20 protein-coding genes are annotated in these 22947 nt (G+C 40.9%); 10 read left to right on the top strand and 10 right to left on the bottom strand.

Going from position 1 to position 22947, the window contains the following annotated elements; all coding sequences use genetic code 11:
- The first annotated feature begins 911 nt into the window (after window positions 1–911).
- Window positions 912–1565, top strand: coding sequence for a bifunctional tRNA pseudouridine(32) synthase/23S rRNA pseudouridine(746) synthase RluA (gene rluA / locus H5182_RS06090; protein WP_145235460.1), 654 nt, complete (start codon window positions 912–914; stop codon window positions 1563–1565).
- Between the two features lie 76 nt (window positions 1566–1641).
- A complete protein-coding gene (locus tag H5182_RS06085; RefSeq protein ID WP_182759707.1) occupies window positions 1642–2571 on the top strand; it encodes a DUF3530 family protein in 930 nt (309 codons plus the stop codon).
- Here H5182_RS06085 and djlA read toward each other — a convergent pair.
- Genes djlA through H5182_RS06070 form a run of 3 tightly spaced genes read right to left on the bottom strand, consistent with a single transcriptional unit; the run spans window position 2554 to window position 5129 of the window.
- Window positions 2554–3426, bottom strand: a complete 873-nt coding sequence (gene djlA / locus H5182_RS06080) for a co-chaperone DjlA (protein WP_149982088.1) — start codon at window positions 3424–3426, stop codon at window positions 2554–2556. The two genes, H5182_RS06085 and djlA, sit on opposite strands and share 18 nt — an antisense overlap.
- 27 nt (window positions 3427–3453) lie before the next feature.
- Entirely contained in the window at window positions 3454–4125 is a 672-nt protein-coding gene (gene murU, locus H5182_RS06075) for an N-acetylmuramate alpha-1-phosphate uridylyltransferase MurU (RefSeq protein ID WP_145235454.1), read from the bottom strand.
- Window positions 4125–5129 carry an aminoglycoside phosphotransferase family protein gene (locus tag H5182_RS06070; protein WP_145235452.1) on the bottom strand — a complete coding sequence of 335 codons (1005 nt, stop codon included), beginning with the start codon at window positions 5127–5129 and terminating at the stop codon, window positions 4125–4127. The genes murU and H5182_RS06070 overlap by 1 nt, the downstream gene beginning before the upstream one ends.
- A gap of 103 nt (window positions 5130–5232) precedes the next feature.
- Here H5182_RS06070 and lptD point away from each other — a divergent pair, with 103 nt between their 5' ends.
- The 7 genes from lptD to H5182_RS06035 all read left to right on the top strand — a co-directional run bounded on the left by lptD (window position 5233) and on the right by H5182_RS06035 (window position 14154).
- The gene (gene lptD, locus H5182_RS06065) at window positions 5233–7479 is read left to right on the top strand and encodes an LPS assembly protein LptD (RefSeq protein WP_145235450.1); all 2247 of its coding nucleotides are present in this window, start codon (window positions 5233–5235) and stop codon (window positions 7477–7479) included.
- A 36-nt stretch (window positions 7480–7515) separates the two neighbouring features.
- Window positions 7516–8811 carry a peptidylprolyl isomerase SurA gene (gene surA / locus H5182_RS06060; RefSeq protein WP_145235448.1) on the top strand — a complete coding sequence of 432 codons (1296 nt, stop codon included), beginning with the start codon at window positions 7516–7518 and terminating at the stop codon, window positions 8809–8811.
- Between the two features lie 3 nt (window positions 8812–8814).
- Window positions 8815–9807, top strand: a complete 993-nt coding sequence (gene pdxA / locus H5182_RS06055; RefSeq protein ID WP_145235446.1) for a 4-hydroxythreonine-4-phosphate dehydrogenase PdxA — start codon at window positions 8815–8817, stop codon at window positions 9805–9807.
- Window positions 9804–10613 (top strand): 16S rRNA (adenine(1518)-N(6)/adenine(1519)-N(6))-dimethyltransferase RsmA, encoded by an 810-nt coding sequence (rsmA, locus tag H5182_RS06050; protein ID WP_145235444.1) that lies wholly within the window; start codon window positions 9804–9806, stop codon window positions 10611–10613. Before pdxA ends, rsmA begins: the two co-directional genes overlap by 4 nt.
- Window positions 10597–10986: a Co2+/Mg2+ efflux protein ApaG gene (gene apaG, locus H5182_RS06045; RefSeq protein ID WP_145235442.1), complete on the top strand. Its 390-nt coding sequence runs from the start codon at window positions 10597–10599 to the stop codon at window positions 10984–10986. Before rsmA ends, apaG begins: the two co-directional genes overlap by 17 nt.
- A gap of 203 nt (window positions 10987–11189) precedes the next feature.
- Window positions 11190–12005: a symmetrical bis(5'-nucleosyl)-tetraphosphatase gene (locus H5182_RS06040; protein ID WP_182731790.1), complete on the top strand. Its 816-nt coding sequence runs from the start codon at window positions 11190–11192 to the stop codon at window positions 12003–12005.
- Window positions 12006–12138: 133 nt separating this feature from the next.
- On the top strand, window positions 12139–14154 hold the full coding sequence (locus H5182_RS06035) for a methyl-accepting chemotaxis protein (RefSeq protein WP_182734710.1): 2016 nt from the start codon (window positions 12139–12141) through the stop codon (window positions 14152–14154).
- Between the two features lie 257 nt (window positions 14155–14411).
- Here the strand turns inward: H5182_RS06035 and gltX are convergent, their stop codons facing one another.
- The 4 genes from gltX to proB all read right to left on the bottom strand — a co-directional run bounded on the left by gltX (window position 14412) and on the right by proB (window position 18547).
- A complete protein-coding gene (gene gltX, locus H5182_RS06030; protein ID WP_182717159.1) occupies window positions 14412–15896 on the bottom strand; it encodes a glutamate--tRNA ligase in 1485 nt (494 codons plus the stop codon).
- 75 nt (window positions 15897–15971) lie between these two features.
- Complete coding sequence (locus H5182_RS06025) at window positions 15972–16331, bottom strand: glutathione S-transferase N-terminal domain-containing protein (protein WP_145235432.1); 360 nt, start codon at window positions 16329–16331, stop codon at window positions 15972–15974.
- A gap of 68 nt (window positions 16332–16399) precedes the next feature.
- Window positions 16400–17374: a GGDEF domain-containing protein gene (locus H5182_RS06020; RefSeq protein WP_182759706.1), complete on the bottom strand. Its 975-nt coding sequence runs from the start codon at window positions 17372–17374 to the stop codon at window positions 16400–16402.
- 69 nt (window positions 17375–17443) lie between these two features.
- On the bottom strand, window positions 17444–18547 hold the full coding sequence (gene proB / locus H5182_RS06015; protein WP_145235430.1) for a glutamate 5-kinase: 1104 nt from the start codon (window positions 18545–18547) through the stop codon (window positions 17444–17446).
- Window positions 18548–18676: 129 nt separating this feature from the next.
- Between proB and H5182_RS06010 the strand changes: the two genes are divergently transcribed.
- Window positions 18677–19639, top strand: a complete 963-nt coding sequence (locus H5182_RS06010) for a DMT family transporter (RefSeq protein ID WP_182759705.1) — start codon at window positions 18677–18679, stop codon at window positions 19637–19639.
- Here the strand turns inward: H5182_RS06010 and H5182_RS06005 are convergent.
- Genes H5182_RS06005 through pdsO form a run of 3 tightly spaced genes read right to left on the bottom strand, consistent with a single transcriptional unit; the run spans window position 19531 to window position 22922 of the window.
- Window positions 19531–20127: a class GN sortase gene (locus tag H5182_RS06005; protein WP_182731794.1), complete on the bottom strand. Its 597-nt coding sequence runs from the start codon at window positions 20125–20127 to the stop codon at window positions 19531–19533. The genes H5182_RS06010 and H5182_RS06005 overlap by 109 nt on opposite strands.
- Window positions 20124–22145 (bottom strand): marine proteobacterial sortase target protein, encoded by a 2022-nt coding sequence (locus tag H5182_RS06000; protein WP_182759704.1) that lies wholly within the window; start codon window positions 22143–22145, stop codon window positions 20124–20126. The genes H5182_RS06005 and H5182_RS06000 overlap by 4 nt, the downstream gene beginning before the upstream one ends.
- Before the next feature lie 39 nt (window positions 22146–22184).
- On the bottom strand, window positions 22185–22922 hold the full coding sequence (gene pdsO, locus H5182_RS05995; RefSeq protein ID WP_182759703.1) for a sortase-associated OmpA-like protein PdsO: 738 nt from the start codon (window positions 22920–22922) through the stop codon (window positions 22185–22187).
- Window positions 22923–22947: the final 25 nt, after the last annotated feature.

The following is a 22947-nucleotide window of genomic DNA, read 5'->3' as shown; positions in this document are numbered from 1 at the left end:
TAAATAATAACTATTATCATGTAATGATAACTTGCTCCTTGAAAAAGTGCACTTATTAAATCTTAATCAATGATGACCATGCCCATAATGGAAATCACTTGTGCGATATATCTCACGGTTATGACAGCTATTGAGTATAAAACATCATAAAAAAAGTCTAAAAACAAACTAACCACATGAAATATAATAACTATTATAAAATTTCAAAATAATGACTGTATTTTCGTTACTGTTTTTAGCCTATTTTGTTTGCAGATACTCTCTATACTTACTTCATCGGTTAAACAGTGACGCTTAAATGAGTAAACGGACAAGGAATGATTACTCATAAACCTCGAATTAAAGGTTACGTTAGGAAAAAATGGATTCACGGACAGGCTCAGGATGAGTAGCACTAAGGATAGTAAATACACGGACAGCGTCAAGATGATGCGAAAAGGAATAACAACAGGGCTCGCAAGAGAGTTGTTAGACAGGATGTTATAAAAGCGGACAGATGGACAGGCCCTAAAGGGTATCACAATGGAACTGTTAACTAAGGGATAGCATCAGGACGATGCGTAAAGGACCGGTAATAGAGATTACCAAAAAGGATCAAAAGGAAGCACATAGGACAGAGGCACGGATAGCCTATATCACGCAGAACGAATAAGTAACAGTGTGATCACATGGATTAGTAAAGTTTAGGAGTTGATTAAGTTCAATTGCAGGATGCAGAAAATTAGAAGATTCCGCAAGCGCGACTAGCGATAGTTCGCGCTTTTCTTTTGCCCAAAAATACTCTTTGCTTAACGACTACTTGTCAATTAACTCGCTCATTAATACTCTCGCGTCTAATCTAATACTTTATTGATTGTGTATAAGCGATGACTTCTCTAAAATAGCGCGCTCATAAATCATTGAGGTCGGCCGTGTTAATTAACTACAATCCTCCATTAGATCCGTATTTAACCATTTTATTTCAAGATGATGATTTACTGATCGTCAACAAGCCCAGTGAACTTTTGACTGTGCCGGGAAAAGATCCTAAACACGCCGATTGTTTGATAGCTCGCGTTAACCGTGTTTTTCCTACGGCAAAAATAGTTCACCGCTTAGATATGGCAACCTCTGGAATTATTTGTTTAGCAATGCATAAATCGGCTCATCGTCATTTAAGTATGCAGTTTCAAGAACGCCAAACTGCAAAGCGCTATATTGCACGAGTGTACGGTAAATTAGAGCCATTAACGGGATCAGTCAATTTGCCACTGATCTGTGATTGGCCAAACCGCCCTAAGCAAATGGTTGATCATGACAAGGGGAAGCCCTCTTTAACTCATTACACTGTATTGGAGCATGAGTTGCACGCCACTCGTGTGGAACTTACCCCTATTACCGGACGCTCACATCAATTACGTGTGCATATGTTGTCATTGGGGCACCCTATTTTAGGCGATAGGCTCTATGCTCACCCTGATGCCCTGGCTGCTGCCCCGCGCTTGCAATTGCACGCACAAATGCTACAGCTCACTCACCCGGGAACAGCACAAATTATGACTTTTGAAGCTGAGCCAGAGTTTTAATTACGAGCTTAAAATCACACTAAACTTTTTGCTGTACACGCCGATAACAACTTATTGATTCATCGTGGTGGTTTATATGGCTATCGGCAAACAGTTTAAAGTATGGCAATTAATTAGTTTGGTTTACGCGACTTTCTTGGCCATGCAAGCCCAAGCAGCCGACTTTATTGCACCCACACCATGGTCAACAATCAGCAGTAATGATTTATCACGCTTAATGCCGCAAGATGAACTAAAACCGCTACTTGCCGGTGATACTGAGTTTTTAAGTTTATATCGCCAACACATGAGTGCCCAGCAGCGCGGTGTGGTGTTGATTATCCCTGATTGGCAACACTTACCTACCAATAACAACGGGCTCAACTTTTTACGCACGCAACTTAACGATTTAGGCTATGCCACAATTGCTATGACGGTACCCGATATTGATTGGCAAGCAGTGCCACCTGCGGATGCAAGTGAAACAACTGAACCTGCAGCGGCTAAGCAAACTACAAGTTTAGACAATGGCGAACCATCAGCTGACACAGCTACTCCTGTTGTACATGTTGATGCTATCGCTCATATAAGCAATGCGATAATAGATAATTATAAACTCAACTTAATTGCACGCTTTAATGCGTTGTATCAAAGTGCATTGGATGAAGATGGGAAAATTGTTGTTATTGCACAAGGTGCCTCTGCTGGAGTATTGCTCGAACACTATGGCGAATATCCAAATACCAACATAGATGCATTTGTCAGCCTTAGCAGTTATTTACCAAACAGTAAACGTAACCAACAACTTAACGCGATTATATCGACTATTAGCCCGCCGTTATTGGATATTTACTACAACATAGATAACCCAGACTTACTGCTGAGTGTGGCGGATAGAAAACGCTGGGTTAAACGTCACAGTAAATATGATTACCGCCAACGTGAGCTGTTTGGTTTGCGCTCTGAGCCTGAGCAACATGAGCGCTTGACCAAAGAAGTAGACGGGTTTTTACGCCGCCTTTTTTAAATATTCGTAAGCGGCTTGAATATCTTGGCTTTTCTTGACTGCCAGTTCCATCATATGTTTAGGTAAACCTTGAGAAACTAATTTATCAGGATGGTGCTGCGCCATTAATTTACGGTACGCTACTTTTACTTCTCGTTCACTCGCCTCATTATTTAACCCCAGCAAAGCCAGAGCTTGAGTACGGCTCATGCCACTATTTGGCGGTACATGATGCCCTGAGCCTTCACGATAACTACTGCTTTGCCCTTGTTGACGTTGTTGCTGCTGTTGATAGCGTTGTTGTTGCTGACGAAATGAAAATTCAGCTTGGTAACGTTTAAGTACAAATGCAAAGTGAGTTTTAGAGATCCCTAATAACTTACTTACCTCTTGGAGTAGCTCCTTTTCTTGCGCAGCTAACACCCCATCAGAAAACGCCATTTGGATTTGAATTTCTAAAAACAGTTGTAATAAATCATGGCGACGAGCAAAACGCTCTTTAAAATCGAAAACAGTTTCTTTTAATGAAAAATCAGCGTCTTTTCCCGCTTTAAATGCATCTTGTGCCTCTTTGCGATCATCACCAGTGAGTCCCATTTCATCCATAAATAAACTGGCAGCACGGATGTGGGTTTCGCTTACGCGGCCATTTGACTTAGCAATGTGCCCCATTACTCCAAAACAGCTGGTAAAAAATAACGCTTGGCGCTGATTAATATCATCATCGCCTTTAAATAAGCTTGAAAAGCCGCCGGCTTTATCAAAGTTCTGCTTTAAACTCTTGTCAAACATATGGCCCAGGTATAAGCCTATAAATAAGCCTATAATACGCCCAAACATAAAGCCAAAGCAGGCACCTAAAATTTTACCCCACATGAGGCGCTCCTATTATATGTGAATTACTTAATGAGTTTTTTGTTGCTCTATCAACAACTCATTCAATTGAGCTAATCGTTCTGGAGTTCCGATATCGTCCCAGTTACCTATGTACAGCTCCGTAGAGACAACATGCTCAGCCAATTTACTTTTTAATAATGGCCCTAAGCGATGAGTACCCGCTGTAATTCCTGCAAAAAATTGCTGATGAAAGCGACTGATACCAGAAAATGTATACTTGGGGCTATCTGCGCTTAGATGACGCAACGTAAAGTCACCATTTGGGTTGTGGGCTGGATTTTCAACCAACACAATATGTGCCTCGCCCGCATCTAAGTGAATATGCAGTAATGAACTAACATCATAGTCGGTAAATATATCGCCATTAATAACAATAAATTGCTCACCAAGCAAAGGTAAGGCTTGAATAATACCACCTGCAGTTTCTAATCCCTGCTCAGGCTCTTGGCTATACTCAATATGTACACCAAGCCGGCTACCATCGCCAAAGTAAGCACGGATCTTATCTCCTTGCCAAGCAAGGTTAATAATAAAATCAGTGATCCCTGCTGTTTTTAGTCGCTCAATATGATGCTCGATTAATGGTTTTCCTTGCACCTTTAACATAGGTTTAGGTAATTCTGCGGTAAGTGGCATCATTCGCTGACCGCGACCCGCGGCTAAAATCATCGCTTTCATTATTTAGTTGGCACTTTATTAAGTGCGACTAAGGTAGCAGGAATAATCTTACTGTTGATCCATTTACCCAGCTCCACCAACGATGAATGATCTTGCGCCACATCACTAATGTAGCGCAGTGTCGGTAATACATTATCCATATAACCGAGTTTACCATCGCGTAAATTTAACCGGCAAAAAATACCCGCCGCTTTTAAATGGCGTTGAATACCGGTTAAATCAAACCATTGTTTAAAGGTTGCAAAGCTGATGTTACTGAGCAAGCCCTGTTGCTCAAACTCAGCAAATGCATGCTCAAGTAAGTATTCAAGTTCATCGTGAGGAAGTTTAAAATAACAATCACGCAGTAACGATACCAGGTCATAGCATACCGGGCCTTGCACGGCATCTTGATAGTCAATAATTGCCCATTGCTGTTCACTGTGCATAATATTACGGCTATGAAAATCACGGTGTACGGTGACGCTAGGTTGCGCGAGTATATTTTCAATTAATAACTCACAGCTCGTTTGCCATAAAGTACGTTCTGCAGCAGTAACTTCTAGCTCTAAAAATCCCTCTACCAACCATTCTAAAAAAATACTTAGTTCTAATTCTAAAAATGCCCGATCAAAATCTTTCATGTGCTCAACAGGCGGCATTTTTGCCCATTGTGCACTAAGTTTTATAAGGTGTTTATAGTGATTAATACGTTCTTTATCATCTAGCATATCAGCAAGATGTGTGTTGCCTAAATCGCTTAATAAGAAGAACCCTTGCTTTTCATCAGCATGTAATATTTTTGGTAGTTTGAAACCATGCTCAGAAAAAACTTTGTTGAGTTCTATATAAGGAGTGTTATCGAGCTTAGCTGGATCTGAGTCCATAACTATATAGCTATCTTGACCGCGATTTAGACGGAAATAACGACGAAAGCTGGCGTCTCCGGTGATCGCAGCTAGCTGGTATACTTCATCTTCGAAGTGCGGATTTAAAAACTGCTGTAAACTTTTATAACGATTCATTTTACAAGATATCTATTTTTCACTAAGTCAATTACTGTATTTGCCATTGTTTTCCTTTATTATGTCATTCTTACATCCAACGACAGCATATTAAGGTTAATAAATGAGCAAAACCTGGGGCATGATGATGCTAAGTGTGATCAGCGCACCATCGTTCGCCGAAACTGAACTGACACACAACTTTTGTGGCAATTCAATGCAAACCAGAGCTTGGCAACCGCTTGCTGGCCTTGACTTAGGCATGATCGATATCCGTTCAGATGATATTGAACTGCTTGGCACCCAAAGCGCAGAATTTACCGGTAATGTTGATATTAACACCCTTACTATGAGTTTGTCCGCACAAAGTGCGCTAATTGACAAACAGCGTGGGTTACTTAATGCAACTGGCCCTATTACTTACCGTGACACTATCAGTGAAGTAAATAGCTCAGGTCTTAATGCTGATTTAAATAGTTCTGAAATCAGCCTACTTGGTGCCGATTATAAGCTGACGGATCAACAAGCACACGGCGGAGCGGAAAAGCTCACTATTAATAAGTCTGGCTTAGATCTGCTGAACGCAAGCTTTACTACCTGTCCAAGCGATACGCCCGTGTGGGCAATTCAAGCTGAACAAATTTTATTATCCAGTGATGAAGGCTGGGGCGAAACCCATGATATGGTATTGCGTATTATGGATACGCCTGTACTTTATTTACCCTATTTCACTTTCCCAATTGATAATCGCAGAAAGTCGGGCTTATTAACACCCAATATTTCCAGTTCAGATCGCTACGGCGTAGAAACAGTTACTCCATATTATTGGAATATTGCACCAAACTTTGATGCCACGATTACACCACGCTATATGTCTAAAAAAGGCTTGCAGCTGCAAACCGAATTTCGTTATTTGAGTGATAGCAATGAAGGTCTAGTAGCACTTGAATACCTTGACAAAGACGACTCCGAACCAGAACTCAAAGAGCGCTTTCTATTTCACTGGCAACAACAAAGTTATTTTGCCGAAAATTGGCGTGCTAATGTTGATATAACCAACGTCAGCGATGATAACTATCTCACTGATTTGGGTTCTAATTACGCAACACGTACTGACACCCAACTGTACCGTACTGGCTCGTTATCACACTTAGGTGATACTTGGCGTACAGATATAAAAGTACAAAACTTTGAAGTGCTCGGTGATCATGTTGAATCGTATGCGGCGTGGCCACAAATTAGCTTTTCGCAAACAGCACCATTTAGTTTTCAGGATATTGAACTTACCCTAGACGGTGAACTGAGCCACTTTACAAATGACACTCAAGTTATTGAAAAGGCAACTCGTTTACACATCGAACCAAAAGCAAGCTACGGCTACCAAGAGCATGCATGGTCGTTTTTATCTGAATTTAGCGTATTGCACACTAACTATAAGCAAGAAGGTGATTTGGCAAATACTGATTATGCTAAATCAGTATCGCGTACTTTGCCTAAAGTGCGTTTATACAGCCAATTAAACTTTGAGCGTGAAACCACTATCTTCGCTGATGATGGTATTCAAACCTTAGAGCCACAACTGCAGTATTTGTATACACCGAATAAAGATCAATCCAATATAGGTTTATACGATACAACAAAATTACAAGATGATTTTTTTGGTTTATTCCGTGATAGTCGTTTTTCAAGTGTGGATCGTATAGCCGCAGCAAATCAATTTACATTAGGTGCAACCACGCGTTTATTTAATAATAAAAGTGAAGAGTTGTTTAATTTTAGTGCTGGTCAAATATTTTATTTAAGTGACTCAGCCAAGCCAACATCGCAAGGGTTAAACTCAGATACCAACTATAATGCCTTGTTTGCCGCACAAACCATGTTACATTGGCACCGCCGCTGGTATTTATCAGGCGGAATTCAATATGACACCGATGGTAAACAGATTATCCAGTCAAATGTGACCTTAGATTATAAAGGTGACGATAATCAACTCGTTCAATTGAACCATCGCTATGCAAATGATGTCTCAGGCAATACAATCGAACAAGTTGGCTTTTTTACTAGCATTCCGCTCAGTGATCAATGGCAGTTTGTAAGTAGCTATCACCGTGATTTAGAAAACGGTCGTAGTGTCGAGGTGTTCAGCGGATTGCAATATGAATCATGCTGTTGGGCCTTTCAAGTTACCGCCCGTCGCCAAATCGCAACTGATTTAAATCAAGCGATAGGCCAAGAACAAGCCACTTTTGATTCAAGTATTGGATTTAATATTGTCTTAAAAGGGTTAGGTAGTAAAAGCCGTTATGATGCACAAAAATTATTACAACAAGGTATTTTTGGCTATCGTAGACCGTATTTTCTTAATAACTAGTATCACCGTACTATTAGCAAGAGTATTAGAAAAAGTATGAATTTAAAAAAATTATTAGCATCAGCATTTTTGACGCTTGGTTTATGCCAAAGCGCTTTCGCAGCCCCTGTTGAAATAGACAAGGTGGTTGGTATTGTAAACCAAGGGGTTATTTTACAAAGTGAAGTAAACACTATTGTTAACCGCGTAAAAACCCAAGCCAAAGAGCAAGGACAAGAATTACCTTCGGATGATACGCTACGTATTCAAGCAATGGAGCGTTTAGTAAATCAAGCGTTGATGATGCAATTAGCTGAGCGTATGGGGTTAGAAATCTCTGATAGCCAACTGGACCAAACTTTGGTTGGTATGGCGAAAGAGCAAGGCGGAACAATCGCAGACCTACGCCGCACTATTGAATCATCAGGCGAGAGTTTCCAATCTTATCGTGAAGAAATTCGTAAAGAGATCACAACTCAACAAGTAATGCGCGCAAACGTAGACCGTCGTATTTATATTAGCCCACAAGAAGTTGATAATCTCTTAAAAATAATGGAAAGCCAAGGTCAAAATACGGAAGAGTATGACATTGGCCATATCCTCGTTGATATTCCAAATAATGCCACTGCGGATGAAATTGCTAGCGCAAAAACTCGCGCAGATAAAGTTATTGAGTTTTTACAAGACGGGAAAGAATTTAAACGTATCGCCATTTCATCATCAAGTGGTTCAAAAGCACTTGAAGGTGGTCAATTAGGCTGGATGAGCATTAATGAAATGCCATCACTCTTTGCTGAAGCAGTTAAGGGCACCAAAAAAGATGCAATTATAGGCCCGCTTCGTTCAGGCGCTGGTTTTCATATTATTAAAGTTCAAGACATTCGTGGTCGCCAGGTTGTTGAAACAACCGAAGTGCGCTCTCGCCATATCTTAATCAAGCCGTCAATCATCTTAAGCGAAGAAAAAGCCCGCAATATGCTTAATGGCTTTGCTAAAGATTTACGTGCTGGGACTGCTGACTTTGGTGAGCTTGCTAAAGAGTATTCAGAAGATCCAGGCTCTGCACTTAAAGGTGGAGAGTACGATTGGACAGATCCTACGACCTATGCGCCACAGTTTAGAGATGCCCTACTATCACTTGATAAAAATGAGATCAGTGACCCGTTTAGAACCACATTTGGTTGGCATATAGTGCAGCTATTAGACAAACGTATAGCTGATAAAACCGAACTAGCTAAACGTAACCGTGCTCACGGCATGCTCTTTAATCGTAAATTTAAAGAAGAAAGCTTTAACTGGCAGCAAGAAATGCGTGAGCAAGCCCATGTTGAAATTTTCCCAATTGATGAATAACCAATGATCCTACGTATTGCAATTACTCCCGGCGAACCTGCCGGGATCGGCCCAGATTTACTGTTGCAACTTGCACAGCATGATTGGCCTGCGCAGCTGGTTGTGATTGCTGATAAGCAATTATTACAACAGCGAGCCAAACAGCTTGGTTTAACAATCAATTTAATTCCATTTGATGAAAATGCACCAGCTGTAATCGCCCCTGCAGGGAGTGTCTATCTGCACCAAGTTGATTTAGGTGCCGACGTTGAGATGGGTGTGTTAAATGATGCCAACGGTCAATACGTACTCGATACCTTGCGTATCGCGTGCGAAAAGAATATGAATGGTACGTTTGCAGCCGTTGTAACTGGTCCTGTTAATAAAGGTATTATCAATAAAGCTGGCATTTCATTTAGTGGCCATACCGAATACTTTGCCCAGCAATCAAACACCCCTGATGTGGTGATGTTATTAGCTACTGAAGGCTTAAGAGTTGCACTAGTGACCACGCACATCCCACTGGCTTATGTATCACGTGCTATTACAAGTGAGCGTTTAAGTAAAGTTGCAGGTATTTTAAACCATGATTTACAAACTAAATTTGGTATCGAAAAACCACGTATTTTAGTCTGTGGGCTTAACCCTCATGCGGGTGAAGATGGCCATTTAGGGCGTGAAGAGATTGACACCATCACCCCAACCATTGAACAGCTAAATAGTGAAGGTATGAATTTAATCGGGCCATTGCCTGCTGACACCTTGTTCCAAGACAAATATCTATCACAAGCTGATGCAGTGCTGGCAATGTATCACGATCAAGGTTTACCTGTGCTAAAATACAAAGGTTTTGGCAAATCAGTTAATATCACCCTTGGTTTGCCGTTTATACGCACCTCAGTTGATCACGGTACGGCGCTCGATTTAGCAGGTACTGGTGATGCTGATGTAGGTAGTTTTGAATTAGCGATCCGCGAAGCAATTAAGCTCGCCCATGAAAAAGCACAAAATCAATGACAGATAAAGTACATTTAGGACACCGCGCCCGCAAACGTTTTGGGCAAAACTTTTTATGTGATGAGATGATCATCGATAAAATCGTCACCGCGATTGATCCTAAACCTGAAGATAATTTAGTTGAAATCGGTCCTGGTCTAGGTGCTATCACTGAACCGGTAAGTGAGCTAAGTGGCCACTTAACGGTTGTTGAACTAGATAAAGATTTAGCCCAGCGCTTAACTGAGCACCCATTTTTAGGGCCTAAGCTTACTGTGCATCAAGGTGATGCGATGAAATTTGATTTTTCAAGTTTGATCAAAGCTGACCGCAACAAACTAAAAGTGTTTGGTAATTTACCATACAATATTTCAACACCATTGCTGTTCCATTTATTTGAGTTTGCCGACAACATTGAGCATATGCACTTTATGCTACAAAAAGAAGTGGTGAAACGCATGGTAGCAGGACCTGGTAGTAAAACATTTGGTCGCTTGAGCGTAATGACACAGTATTACTGTAATGCAATGCCTGTCATCGAAGTACCACCAGAGTGTTTTAAACCAGCACCGAAAGTTGATTCTGCCGTTATTCGTTTAATACCGAAAAAGCCAGAGCAACGTACAGCAAAAAGTACTAAAATTCTTAACACTGTGTGTTTAGAGGCCTTTAATCAGCGCCGCAAAACACTGCGCAACAGCTTAGCTAATTTACTCACCGCAGATGAATTAACTAGCATTGGTATAGATATCACGTTGCGTGCTGAAAGCCTTTCGTTACAACAATTTATTGATATAGCTAATTGGATTTATGACAACAAGCAGTAATTTGGGCTCACCCATCAAAGTATCGGTAGAAACATTTTATGTTGAGGGTCAATCACAACCTGAACTTGATAAATATGTATTTGCTTATTCCGTTACCATTAAAAATCACAGTCTATGCAGCGCAAAGTTAATTAGCCGCTATTGGTTGATCACTGATGCAAATGGTAAAGAAATCGAAGTACAAGGTGAAGGCGTAGTCGGTGAAAAACCAACTATTGGTCCTGGTGAAAGCTATAAATATACCAGTGGTGCAGTGCTAGATACTCCCGTAGGAACGATGCAAGGTTATTACACCTTGAAGAATGAGTTCGGTACAGAGTTCGATGCACCAATTAATGTTTTTCGTTTATCACTGCCTAATATTTTACATTAAATAACCTGAAATCGGGTTAAGATATTTATTAACGCATTGATTTAATGATATAACTAGCCTTTAAGCTGTCCTGTCGGAGATTTTCAGAGATAACAAGGCGAATTTACGCGTCAATAGCTGGCCTATTGCAAGTAGATTCAACGCAGTTAGCGTTGAAAATAGCCACAGGAGATAGATTTATTATCCCGAATTTAGGTTAAATAATGGCAAATTATGCGATAGGTGATCTACAAGGTTGTTATAAAGAATTTCAAGCTTTGTTGCTGCAAGTTGACTTCAACCCAAGTAAAGATCACCTTTATTTAGTGGGCGACATTGTCGCCCGCGGCCCCGACTCTCTTGCCTGCCTAGATTATTTATATACACATCAAGATAGTATCACCGTTACCTTAGGTAATCATGACTTACACCTGATTGCCAATTATATGTTAGATAAACCCGCTAATCCAAAAGACAAGCTCACCGCCCTGCTTGGTTCAGCAAAGCTACCTGCTTATATAGCCATGCTAAAGCAGCAACCATTGGCTCTATGGCTTGAAACAGAACAGGTATTTATTAGCCACGCCGGCCTCAACCCCGCATGGTCCATTGAGCAGGCTCTGCAACATGCTCAATTTGCTGAATCCTGCTATCAAGGTGAGAATGCGCGCGATTTTTTCAAACATATGTATGAGCAGCACCCAGGCCTTTGGAGTGAGCAACTCAATGAGTTTGAGCGATTTCGTTATATTGTTAACTACTTTACCAGAATGCGATTTTTAACCCTTGATGAACAATTAGAGTTAAGCTATAAAGGTAGTATTACTAACGCTACTGCAATGATGCCTTGGTTTGAGCACCCAAAATTTACAACTTTTAAACAGCACATTGTATTTGGACATTGGGCTGCTCTTGAGGGCGTAACTCATCATGCAAATATCCATGCTTTGGATACAGGCTGTGTATGGGGTGGGAAGCTGAGCTTGATGGAGTTAAAAAATAAGCAATACTTTAGCGCTAATTCTACTGATTTCATCTAATTTAACTGAAAAATTAATCATCTTCTGTTAGATTTATAGTAACGAATGTTAAAAGTAATTGAATTTAATTACTTAACTTATCCGCAATAAAGCCGATAAAGTCTAATTGCTACTCTCTTTATGGAATTTTTATATGAACTTAACTGTCAGCCAACGTATTTGGGGTGGTTTTATTTGTATCACCTTATTACTTCTTTTAATTGGGGGTAATTCACTGTTCAGAATCGCAAATATTAATAATTCAGCACAGCAAGTAAATCAATTATCATTGCCGGCATTAGAACAAAGCTCAGAACTACAGGTTGAGTTTATCCTGATGAGTAAAGCCGCCCAAGCTAGTTTTTATACCTCTTCAGCAGCAGAGCTTGCGCCAATTGAAAAGTTGGTGTTCGAACAAAAACAACGCTTTGATAAAGCTTATTCACAGTTAAAACTCGTTGTACGTGACAACGATCAACTAAATCAAAATAGTCAAAACGTTGAGCGAACTTACAAAAGCTTTATTAAATTAGTAGAAGATTTATTAAAAGATAAAAAAACCCAATTAGAACTCAATAAATCATTACGAGCACAATTAGAAACGATAGAGCTTGCAGCGGAAGATGCTAATTCTGTGGTTTTGGATATTATCGATATTGATGGTTTAGAAAGCAGTGATAGCAGAGCCTATCAAGCGGCTAATAAATTAGAAAATAACTTTTTGTCTTTAGTCACCAACAGCACTGACATGCTGACAGTTAAAACCCAAAATACCTTAGATATCGTCAAAAATGAGCAGCTTTATTATTTAGAGGAGATTGAGCGTAGCTTAAAGCTACTAAAACCGGTTGTTGAAGCAGCAGAGCCTGGTTTATATAACGATCTAAACAATTACTTCGTCTCTCTTCGCGATAACATTCTCGGCAACAATAGTATTTCAGCTAACAAAAAGCGTTTAATTGATGTAATCGCAATGACTGAAAAGGAACTTACAGAGGCAGAGCAAGCTACGGCAACTGCAATAAAACAACTTAATGAATTAGTTTCTCAAGCTAGTAATGTTGCTTTTGAATTGCAAAAAGAAGTTAGGACCGACGTAGATTCAGCTAATTTATGGACCTGGGTTGGTATGATCAGCGCAACTTTGTTAGCCATAATCGTAGCTTATATAACGGTTAACCGCATTACTAAACCGCTTGCAGAAGTAAACCGCATTCTTGATATTGTTGCTAGTGGCGACATGACACAACGTCTAGACGATACAGCTAAAGATGAATTTGGTGAACTATCGCGTAGCTGTAATACACTTATAGCCAGCTTACGCAGCTTGATCCAAGGTATTATATCTCGTTCCACACAACTTGCTGCGGCCTCAGAAGAAACGTCTGCTATCACCGGTGAATCAAGTCAAGCAATTCGTAATCAACAAGCACAGGTAGAACAAGCTGCAACAGCGACAACGGAAATGAGCAGTACCTCACAAACAGTAAGCAATAGCGCACAACAGGCACTTAAAGAAATCAAAAATGCCGATAAAGAAGCTGAGCGTGTTAAGGGTATTTCTAGCCAGAATAAATCGACCATTGAGCAGCTAGCTCGTGAAGTTGAATCAGCCTCACTAGTCATTAATAAGCTTCATCAAGATAGCGCCTCAATTGGTAGTATTCTTGATGTTATTCGTGGTATTGCGGATCAAACTAACTTACTAGCACTTAATGCAGCTATTGAAGCAGCACGTGCCGGTGAACAAGGTCGTGGTTTTGCCGTTGTTGCTGATGAGGTTCGTTCATTGGCTAGTAAAACACAAGCCTCGACTCAAGAAATTCAAGCCATGATAGAATCATTGCAAACAGGCGCGGAAGCAGCCGTGACTGCAATGTCTAAAGGCAAGCAACAAGCTGATTCTTGTGTTGAACAATCAGACCTAGCCAACGCAGCACTGGATTCAATCACCTCAGCGGTTGCTTTAGCACATGATGTGAGTGAAGAAATATCGACAGCAGCACAAGAGCAACAACAAGTCTCACAAGAGATTAGCGAGCGCCTTGAGTCTATTGTAGCCATTGCAGAACAAACCGCAGAGGGGGCTAATCAGACTAATATATCAAGCTCTGAGGTCGCTAAACTTGCTGAAGAGTTACGCTTATCTGTAGATGAGTTCAAAGTCTAGGGTAAAGCTAATTAAAACAACAAAGCCGTGTTGATTTAAAACACGGCTTTTTTTTCGAAAAAAATAAACCACCGATATCCCACTTCTCACTGCTGAGCTAACAAATTGCGTGAGAACAGCCAATTATTATTATTTCATCGTCCACAAACTAGCTTTGCTTGTTGGCAATACTCCATTATTTTTCCACAAAAAAGCCGAACTCCACGTTAATAAAGTTCGGCTTTTAATGATCATCAAGCTTAGCTAGATTACTTTACCTATGCAGCAGGATACTCGCGATACGCACGCTCAATATTCTTCGCTTGCTTTTTAGAGATACCTAAATGCGCAAGTGCTACACGTAAACGTGCGCGAGATAGATCTGAGCCTAATATTTCCATTGCATCAAGTACTGATGTTGAAGACGTTTTGCCAGTAATAGCGACAAATATCGGCTCTAAAAAGTCTTTAATCTTCAGCTCATGGAAAGTAGACACCGCTTTAGCTATAGCAAATATTGCTGATTTCTCCCAGCTTCGTAAGCCCTCAAGCTCCCAGATAAAGAACTGTAAAGCTTGGCGAATTACATCTTCATCGGCTTTACCAGCGGTCAGTAACGCAGGGTCGTAAGTTGGAATACCACCGACAAAATGACCGGCTAAATCAACCATATCTGATAGGGTATTAATGCGGGCTTTCGCCTCTGGTAATACTTTAGCAAGCATTGCCCCATTAAACTTCCAATCTACAAAGCGCTGAATTAGCTCTTCGTTGCTGAAGTTTTCGCGGATCCACATGCCGTTTAACCAGCTTAGTTTATCAACGTCAAATACTGGGCCACCGAGAGATACACGCTTCATATCAAAATGTTCAATCATTTCAGCAAGCGTGAACTTTTCACGCTCATCCGGCATTGACCAGCCCATGCGTCCAAGGTAGTTAAGTACCGCTTCAGGTAAGTACCCCATTTCTTTATAGTAATTAATAGAAGTTGGATTTTTACGCTTAGATAGCTTTGACTTATCTGGATTACGTAATAGTGGTAAGTGACCAAGCACCGGCGCTTGCCAACCAAAATCTTCATATAATTTTAGCAGCTTAGGCGCAGAGTTGATCCACTCCTCACCACGGAAAATATGGCTAATTTCCATATGGTGGTCATCAACCACGTTAGCTAAAAAGTAAGTTGGGAAACCATCGGCTTTAAGTAACACTTGCATATCAACGTTTTCCCACGGGATCTCAATTTCACCACGTAAGTAATCGTTAAATTTAAAGGTACCTTCGCTTGGAATATTCATACGTATAACGTAAGGCTTACCGGCAGCTAAGTTGGCTTTAATTTCGTCATCAGTAAGGTTTAAACCACGGCCATCGTATTTAGGACGCAGGCCTTCAGCCATTTGCTCTTCACGCATTTGGTCCAGCTCTTCGCTAGTTGCAAAACAATAAAATGCTTTGCCATCATCAACTAACTGATGTGCATATTTTTTATATAAATCGCTACGCTCTGATTGACGATAAGGACCAAACTCACCACCGACATCAGGACCATGATCCCATTCAAGCCCTAACCAACGAAGACTATCCATAATCGCTTGTTCTGATTCTGAAGTGCTACGTACTTGGTCTGTGTCTTCAATACGAAGTACAAATTCGCCACCTTGCTGCTTAGCAAAACAGTAATTAAATAAGGCGATATAAGCGGTACCAAGATGCGGATCACCGGTTGGTGACGGCGCAACACGTGTACGAATTGTCATGGTTATGTTCTCTTTCAATGGACAATAAAATATGCGCTAAATGCTAACACAGCAAATGCGCTTGAAAAATGAATATTAAGCTGCAGCTTTATTTAAGTAAGCAATGATATCGTTTGATTCATATAACCAAGTGACTTGGTTATCTTTTTCGATACGTAGACACGGTACTTTTATTTTTCCGCCTTGTTCGAGCAATTCTTGACGATACTGTTCATTACTTTTCGCGTCGCGCGTTTCAACTTTTAACCCTTCACGTTTAATTGCACGGCGCACTTTTACGCAGAATGGGCAAGCTTTGAATTGATATAGTTTAAATTGTGCAGTGAGTTGATCAAGCTGAGCTTGCTCTCCCGCAGGACGTTTTTTACTACGTGGTGTAAAAACAAAATCAAAAAATAAGATCAAACTACCTAATAACCAACGAACTAATTTCATCAACTGGGCCCTGTTTACAACAATTTAAGGGCACAGATTTTAGCACAGTTAAAGCAACTGCAAAAGATTCAAAAAAGCTCTATACCATCATCACTAGCAATATCATCCACTAAGTTTAGATCGCTATAAGCAGTAACTCGGTTACGCCCATTATTTTTCGATTCATACAATGCTAAATCCGCTTTATGTACTAAAGATGCAACCATATCAACATGGCTAAGTTCCAAAAAACCCGCACTGACGGTTAAATTACCTATTTGTGGAAAAGGATATTCAGCAATATTCGCTCGTAATCGATTTAACGTACCTCGAGCTGCTGCTTTATCGAAGCTTTGAAATAATACGGCAAATTCCTCACCGCCATAGCGAAATACATAATCTTCCAAGCGAAAATTATTTTTCAGTAATCGCGATACTAATAAAATAACTTCATCACCAATTACATGACCAAAATTATCATTGACCCGTTTAAAGTGATCAATATCGACAATCGCTAAATACCAACTTTTACTTACTGCGAATGCCTCATCTTTGGCCAAAAAGTCTTCTTCTGAGAGTATTTCAATGACTTTTTTATCAAACGTTTGCCGATTAAGTAATTCTGTTAAAGGGTCTAATCGTGATTTATGGATCAAGGCTAATTGATTAGCATAAACATTTAAAATATGTAGTGCCAACACGCCAATGCCTTCGGGTAATTTGTCTTTCGATTTAACCATTAATAGGCCAATGACAGTGCCTAAATAAGACATCGGCACATACATTGTAACACTTTCAAATGCACTGCTTACACGCACTTTATTTTTGCTTACTTTATCTAATAAAAGCATCAGTTCATCGGATCTAAGCGGATCTATTTTGCTATCAACATTCAATAAGGTAGGAGGAAGTTGCGGGTTGAAATGTTTATTAATATATAGCGCAAATACTTTGACCTCAGACAGTCCAGAAATAGCTGTAATAAGCGCGGCATCTAAAGCCTGCTCTTCGGTTTGTTGCGTTAAGAATACAATCCATTCATGTCCACAAGGGTTTGCTATCATCTAAACCAACCTAAACAAATACATAACATTTAGTTTAGGTTAGCTTTACAGTTTTACTAAATTATTAGTTTAGAACAACACCAAGTCATCTCGATGGATCACTTCACTACCGCAATCAAAAGCTAGCAACTTTGTAATTTCACTTGAATGACAACCTTTAATAGTATCGGTTTCAGCTTTACTAAAACGTACTAACCCACGGGCCACTAATTGTTGATCACTGGTGACTAAATCAATCAAATCGCCACGTTCAAACTGCCCGCGCACACCGCGTACGCCTTTGGCTAATAAACTAGCGCCTTGTTGCTGTAAAGCATTTACTGCGCCATCATCAATCACTATTTGGCCACTACTTTTAGGTCCAGCTAACAGCCATTTTTTACGGCCATCTCTTGGCGCTGTTAGCTTTACAAAGCGTGTTCCTGGTAACTGTTCGCTCATACAATTAAGGATCACATTTTTACCAGCACCTTTGGCTATAATCACTTCCACCCCGGCTCGACGAGCGATATCAGCGGCTTGCAATTTCGTTGCCATACCACCCGTGCCTAGACTAGTTCCACTGCCACCAGCAAGCTGGCGTAACTCATCATCAATATGTGCCACTTCGTCAATTAATTGCGCATTAACATCAGTACGTGGATCACTGGTAAATAAACCTTCTTGGTCGGTTAGTAATAATAATTTGTCGGCATTAGCTAATATAGCGACCAGTGCTGAGAGGTTGTCGTTATCACCTACTTTAATTTCAGCAGTTGCGACCGCATCATTTTCATTAATGATTGGCACCACGTCATAACTTAATAATGCAGTTAAAGTATCGCGGGCATTGAGGTAGCGTTCTCGGTCATCAACGTCAGCGCGAGTCAGTAGCATTTGCCCTACATTGACGCCATATAAAGCAAATAAGCTTTGCCAAATGTGGATAAGCTGACCTTGACCAATCGCGGCAAGCATCTGTTTATCAATCAAAGAACGACCGCAGGGTTTTAATAGTTGCTCTCGGCCAGCAGCCACCGCGCCACTTGATACCAGCACAACTTGATGACCTTGCTTTTTTAATTCACAACATTGGCGAACTAATTCAACCATGTGTGCTTTGTCGAGTTTATCGGTTCCACCAGTGAGTACACTCGTTCCCAGCTTAACCACTATTACCTGTGCCCTTTGCATGCTTTTTACTACACAAAAATATTGAAGGATTTATTTATACCAGTTATCGATTTTTGAACAAGTTAAAAATATTCAATCACGGTGCTGACGTGCTAGGATCGTGTTTTAATTCACTTTAAAGCGACCTTCATGCCAGCCAGTTTATGTTTAATAATCGCCACCTTTTTATGGGGCAGTTCTTTTATCGCGCTAAAATACGCGATCGCCATTTATGACCCTGCACTGGTGATTTTTTTACGCATGTTAACCACCTTAGTCATGGCATTGTGCTTATGGCGTTACGTTATTCGCTTTAAATATCATCAAGGTGACTGGAAATATCTGGTGGGGATGTCGCTGGCTGAGCCCTGTTTGTATTTTTTATTTGAAGGCCATGCGATGGAATATACTTCAGCTTCTCAAGCGGGGGTTATTGTATCGTGCTTACCGATTATCGTAGCACTTTTAGCGTTTTTTATGCTCAAAGAGTACATTAGTAAGGCCATTGTTATTGGTTTCACTTTTTGTATTGGCGGCAGTATCTTATTAACTTTAATGTCGCCAAGCTCAGAGCAGGCTCCCAATCCATTGCTGGGTAACTTTTTGGAGTTAATGGCAATGGTCTGCGCTGCATTTTATACTATTTCAGTTAAACATTTAGTTGCTCGCTACTCACCATTAACCTTAATTGCACTGCAAGGTTTTAGCGGTAGTCTGTTCTTTGCGCCATTTTTACTGTTTATTGATTTCCCCAGTGAAAATCAACACGACCTTGGCGCATTATTAAGTATTTTATATTTAGGCTCTTGCGTCACCTTAGGCGGCTATGGTTTGTATAATTACGCAATTAGTAAGGTGTCGGTGCTCACTGCCGCAGCCTATTCAAATTTAATACCGATTTTCACCCTAATATTATCAGCAATTATCTTGGGAGAAGTGCTTTCTCTTAGCCAATGGCTCAGCATTGGCGTGGTATTTGTAGGTGTAATGATAAGTCAGCGTCATCAAGAATTGGTAGTAGACATAGATAACACCGATGCAGGTGATGGCAATTTATCGGCAGAGACTAATAATCGTAATTCAGTCCCGGAGGCTAAAGAATCAAACGGATAACAGGTTAATAAATACAAGCCTTTATGCGCTAAAAAATCGTACTGGGACTGATGAATAACCGCAATCCCACGCACTCGATAGCGATCAATTTGGCCATTTTGCGTTTGTAAGCTAAATTGCTCACCCACATTCACTTTTTGTAAGAAAGCAAAGTGAGTGTCATTATGTCCAGCAATTAACACGCCTGCTTGCTCAGAGCCTAGCTCTGCACTAGCTAAAAAGTGACTCGGGGCAAACGCTAAGTTACGGCCACTGGCTCCTGCTAATATTGTTAAGGTTTGCTTTTGGCTTGGCCAATTCAGTTGTGCAGTTACATAACTATCAGCATAGAACCAGGGTTTAACTTGTTGCTCTGGCGTTGTCAGTGCCACTTGCCAAGCCTGCTCTATAAGGCGTTGTGCCAGCCACGCTTTAGCTTGCATATAACTACCATGACCAAGCAACGCCAAGCCAACAATCAACAATATAGCGCCAATCACTGCTTTCATTTTTTCAGTCTCAACACTGCAAATCCAGCCAACAGCATGCAACCGAGTAAAATATGTAGTCTGCTTTGCCCATCAGTTTGTGGCAAACTCATTGCTAGACCCTGAGGTCGTTGATTAACCACTTGCACATTCTGCTCAGCAACAGTGCTCGATGGTGTCTGTTCAATCGCTACAAAGGCGGTAAACGGACTAAGTAATTGATGTTCAAGCGCTAGACTCTCAACCTGTGCTTTAACATGCTCTTGCTCGTTATAAAGTAATAATGATTTAATTTTTTGCCGTGCCCACAACCTTGCAATTCCATGAGCCGGTCGCCCTTGTTGTGTATTTAACTTTATCGACAACGGTCCTTGCGCCGTTTGCCCCGCTAAAGTAACGCCGGCATTATTATCAAGCTTTATAGCAACCATCACCGGCTCTGAAAAGTACAGGTCGGGTAACGGCGATGGCCAATATTCAAGAGCTTGATTTGCCAAATCACTGCTAAGCGCAAGTTGAGTAATTGCAGGATGAGCTAACTTATCAAATAGTTGCTGCATTTTTGGTTGCACGTCACTACTGCTGCCAATATAAGTAAACGTTCCGCGTCCAACATCTGCAGCTCGACGCATAAAGTAACTATTAGGCGCACTACCGATACCAATCGTAAACAAACGACTATCACCTAGTTGCGCACTAGTATGTTTAAACAATGCATCTTCATTACTGACACAGCCATCGGTTAAAAATACCACTTGACGCACATACCCTAGATGCTCACGAGCATCTAGTACACCATCTAATGCCCCTTTAATATCTGTGCCGCCATCAGCTTGTAAATTATATACAAAGCGCTCAGCACGGCGTAAATTAAAATCATTAGCCGGCAAAGGTTTATCGCTCATAGGCATAATTTGATCGTCAAAGCCGACAATATTAAAGCTGTCGTTACTATCAAGTAACGATAACGCATAATGAAGTGCACTTTTGGCTTGCTCCATTGACTGTCCGTGCATAGAGCCGGAAGTGTCGACTACAAAAATCATTTCTCTTGCTAGACGCTGAGTCTGCGTAAAATGATCATCCGGCGGCAGCAACATTAATAATCCATAACGTTCACCATTACTGAGCTGCTCAGTAAAAAATGCGGCTTGCGCTTGCTCTTTTTGCAGCGGTTTAAACTCCAGTAAAAAATCACGATTCACGGCACGTTGTTCATTTAAAGTAACTTGATACTGACCAAATGCCAGATTTTCGGTATTAATACGATGATATTTAGACTGAATATCCACCAGCTCTAGGCCAACATCAATATTAACCGTTAGATTAAACTCGCCTTGAACCGAGCCGGTATTTTTAGTGGCCATGTAAATCGGTGCTATCCAACCGGTGGCAGCAATACTCGCTGATGGTAACTCATTACTCTGCGAGTCAATCATATCCTCTGCTGTTTCATTTAATACCCCATTAATCGGATGGTAACGCGGCGTTATCGTGGTTGGAAATCGTAGTGCAAATGTACCACTGCGATAATCAATCACTTCTTGATATTGCAGCTCTATTTGCACTTCTTCGCCGGGGCCGATGTTTGCCACATTAGTGACAAACATGTTTGCACGCTGCTGGCGCACTAAAGCGGCTTGTTTACCCGCTTGTTGTGCCTGTTGAAAACGCAGCTCGGCTTGTGCTTTTTTATCAATTTCACCTTTGATCACTCGCTCACCAATGTGCATAGTCATAGCATGCACCGCACTTTCATCGGGTAGCGGAAAGACATAACGTGCATTAACAGCAAACAGGTTTTCATTGCGATAATGTTGAGTTACCACGACATGGTTTATCAATCCGGTGACTGTCATGGTGGCATCACTTTTTAAGATAACGCCAGGCGCTGCCTTTGCACCATTGCTGTCGAACATAGTTAGTTCTGGCGATGTGCTGGCGTTACTCGCACAGCTAACAAACGCGATGAAGGTAAAAAGGCTTCCCCGTAACCATAAATGGCTACGGGGAAGCACTTTGCTTGGTTTACTCAACATAAAAATCACTCCCTTGGCGGCTACTTGGCAAAATGGCGATTAGTTACTCGCGGTTTGGTTATACGGCTGCGTGCTTGGACGAGTTGTTAACGTTACACGGCGGTCAAACATGTTTTCTTCATAATTATCGCTATCTGCCACAGTTTGTTGCTCACCAAATGCGGTAGTCGTTAAGCGGGTATGGCTAATACCTTGCTTTATTAAGTAGCTTTGTACATTTGCGACTCGCTGTTTTGAAAGCGCTAAGTTAGCGAGCTCATCACCACGTTGATCGGCAAAGCCATTTAAATCCAGCTGCAAGTCTGGCTGGCTTTGAAGTAAATTCACTAGTTGATCAAGTTGGCTGGCAAAGTGCGGGGCAATCTCACTTGAACCGGTTTTAAATTGAATGGTCATTGCCATTAGGTTATGCATTTTGGCTAATGCAAGGTGTTCGTTATTACTCTCAAGCTTATCGAGCTGCTCACTCATTTGCGTATTTTGAGCAAGTACATGCTGGTAATCATCGGTTTTATCTTGCAGCACAACTAAAGCTCGTTGTTGCTCGGCAATTTTATCTTCTGCCACTTCTTGCTCGCCAATCAAGCCTCCGGCAAATGCACCAACAAAGGCACCAATTGGGCCGCCAACAATACCGCCAACAATTGCCCCCGTACTTAAACCTATCACCGTTTCTTTATGAGTTTCTTTTGCTTTAACTGCAACTGTGTCAGCGTGGGCTAAGTTAGGTGCTGCAAAAATAGTAGCGACAGTGCAAGCGATAATCATTTTTTTCATGGTGTAATCCTTTTTTGCTTAATTA

It is taken from the genome of Pseudoalteromonas sp. SG44-17 (assembly GCF_014164235.1).
Taxonomy (GTDB): Bacteria; Pseudomonadota; Gammaproteobacteria; order Enterobacterales; family Alteromonadaceae; genus Pseudoalteromonas; species Pseudoalteromonas rhizosphaerae.
This window is presented reverse-complemented; position numbering and strand designations above follow the sequence as displayed.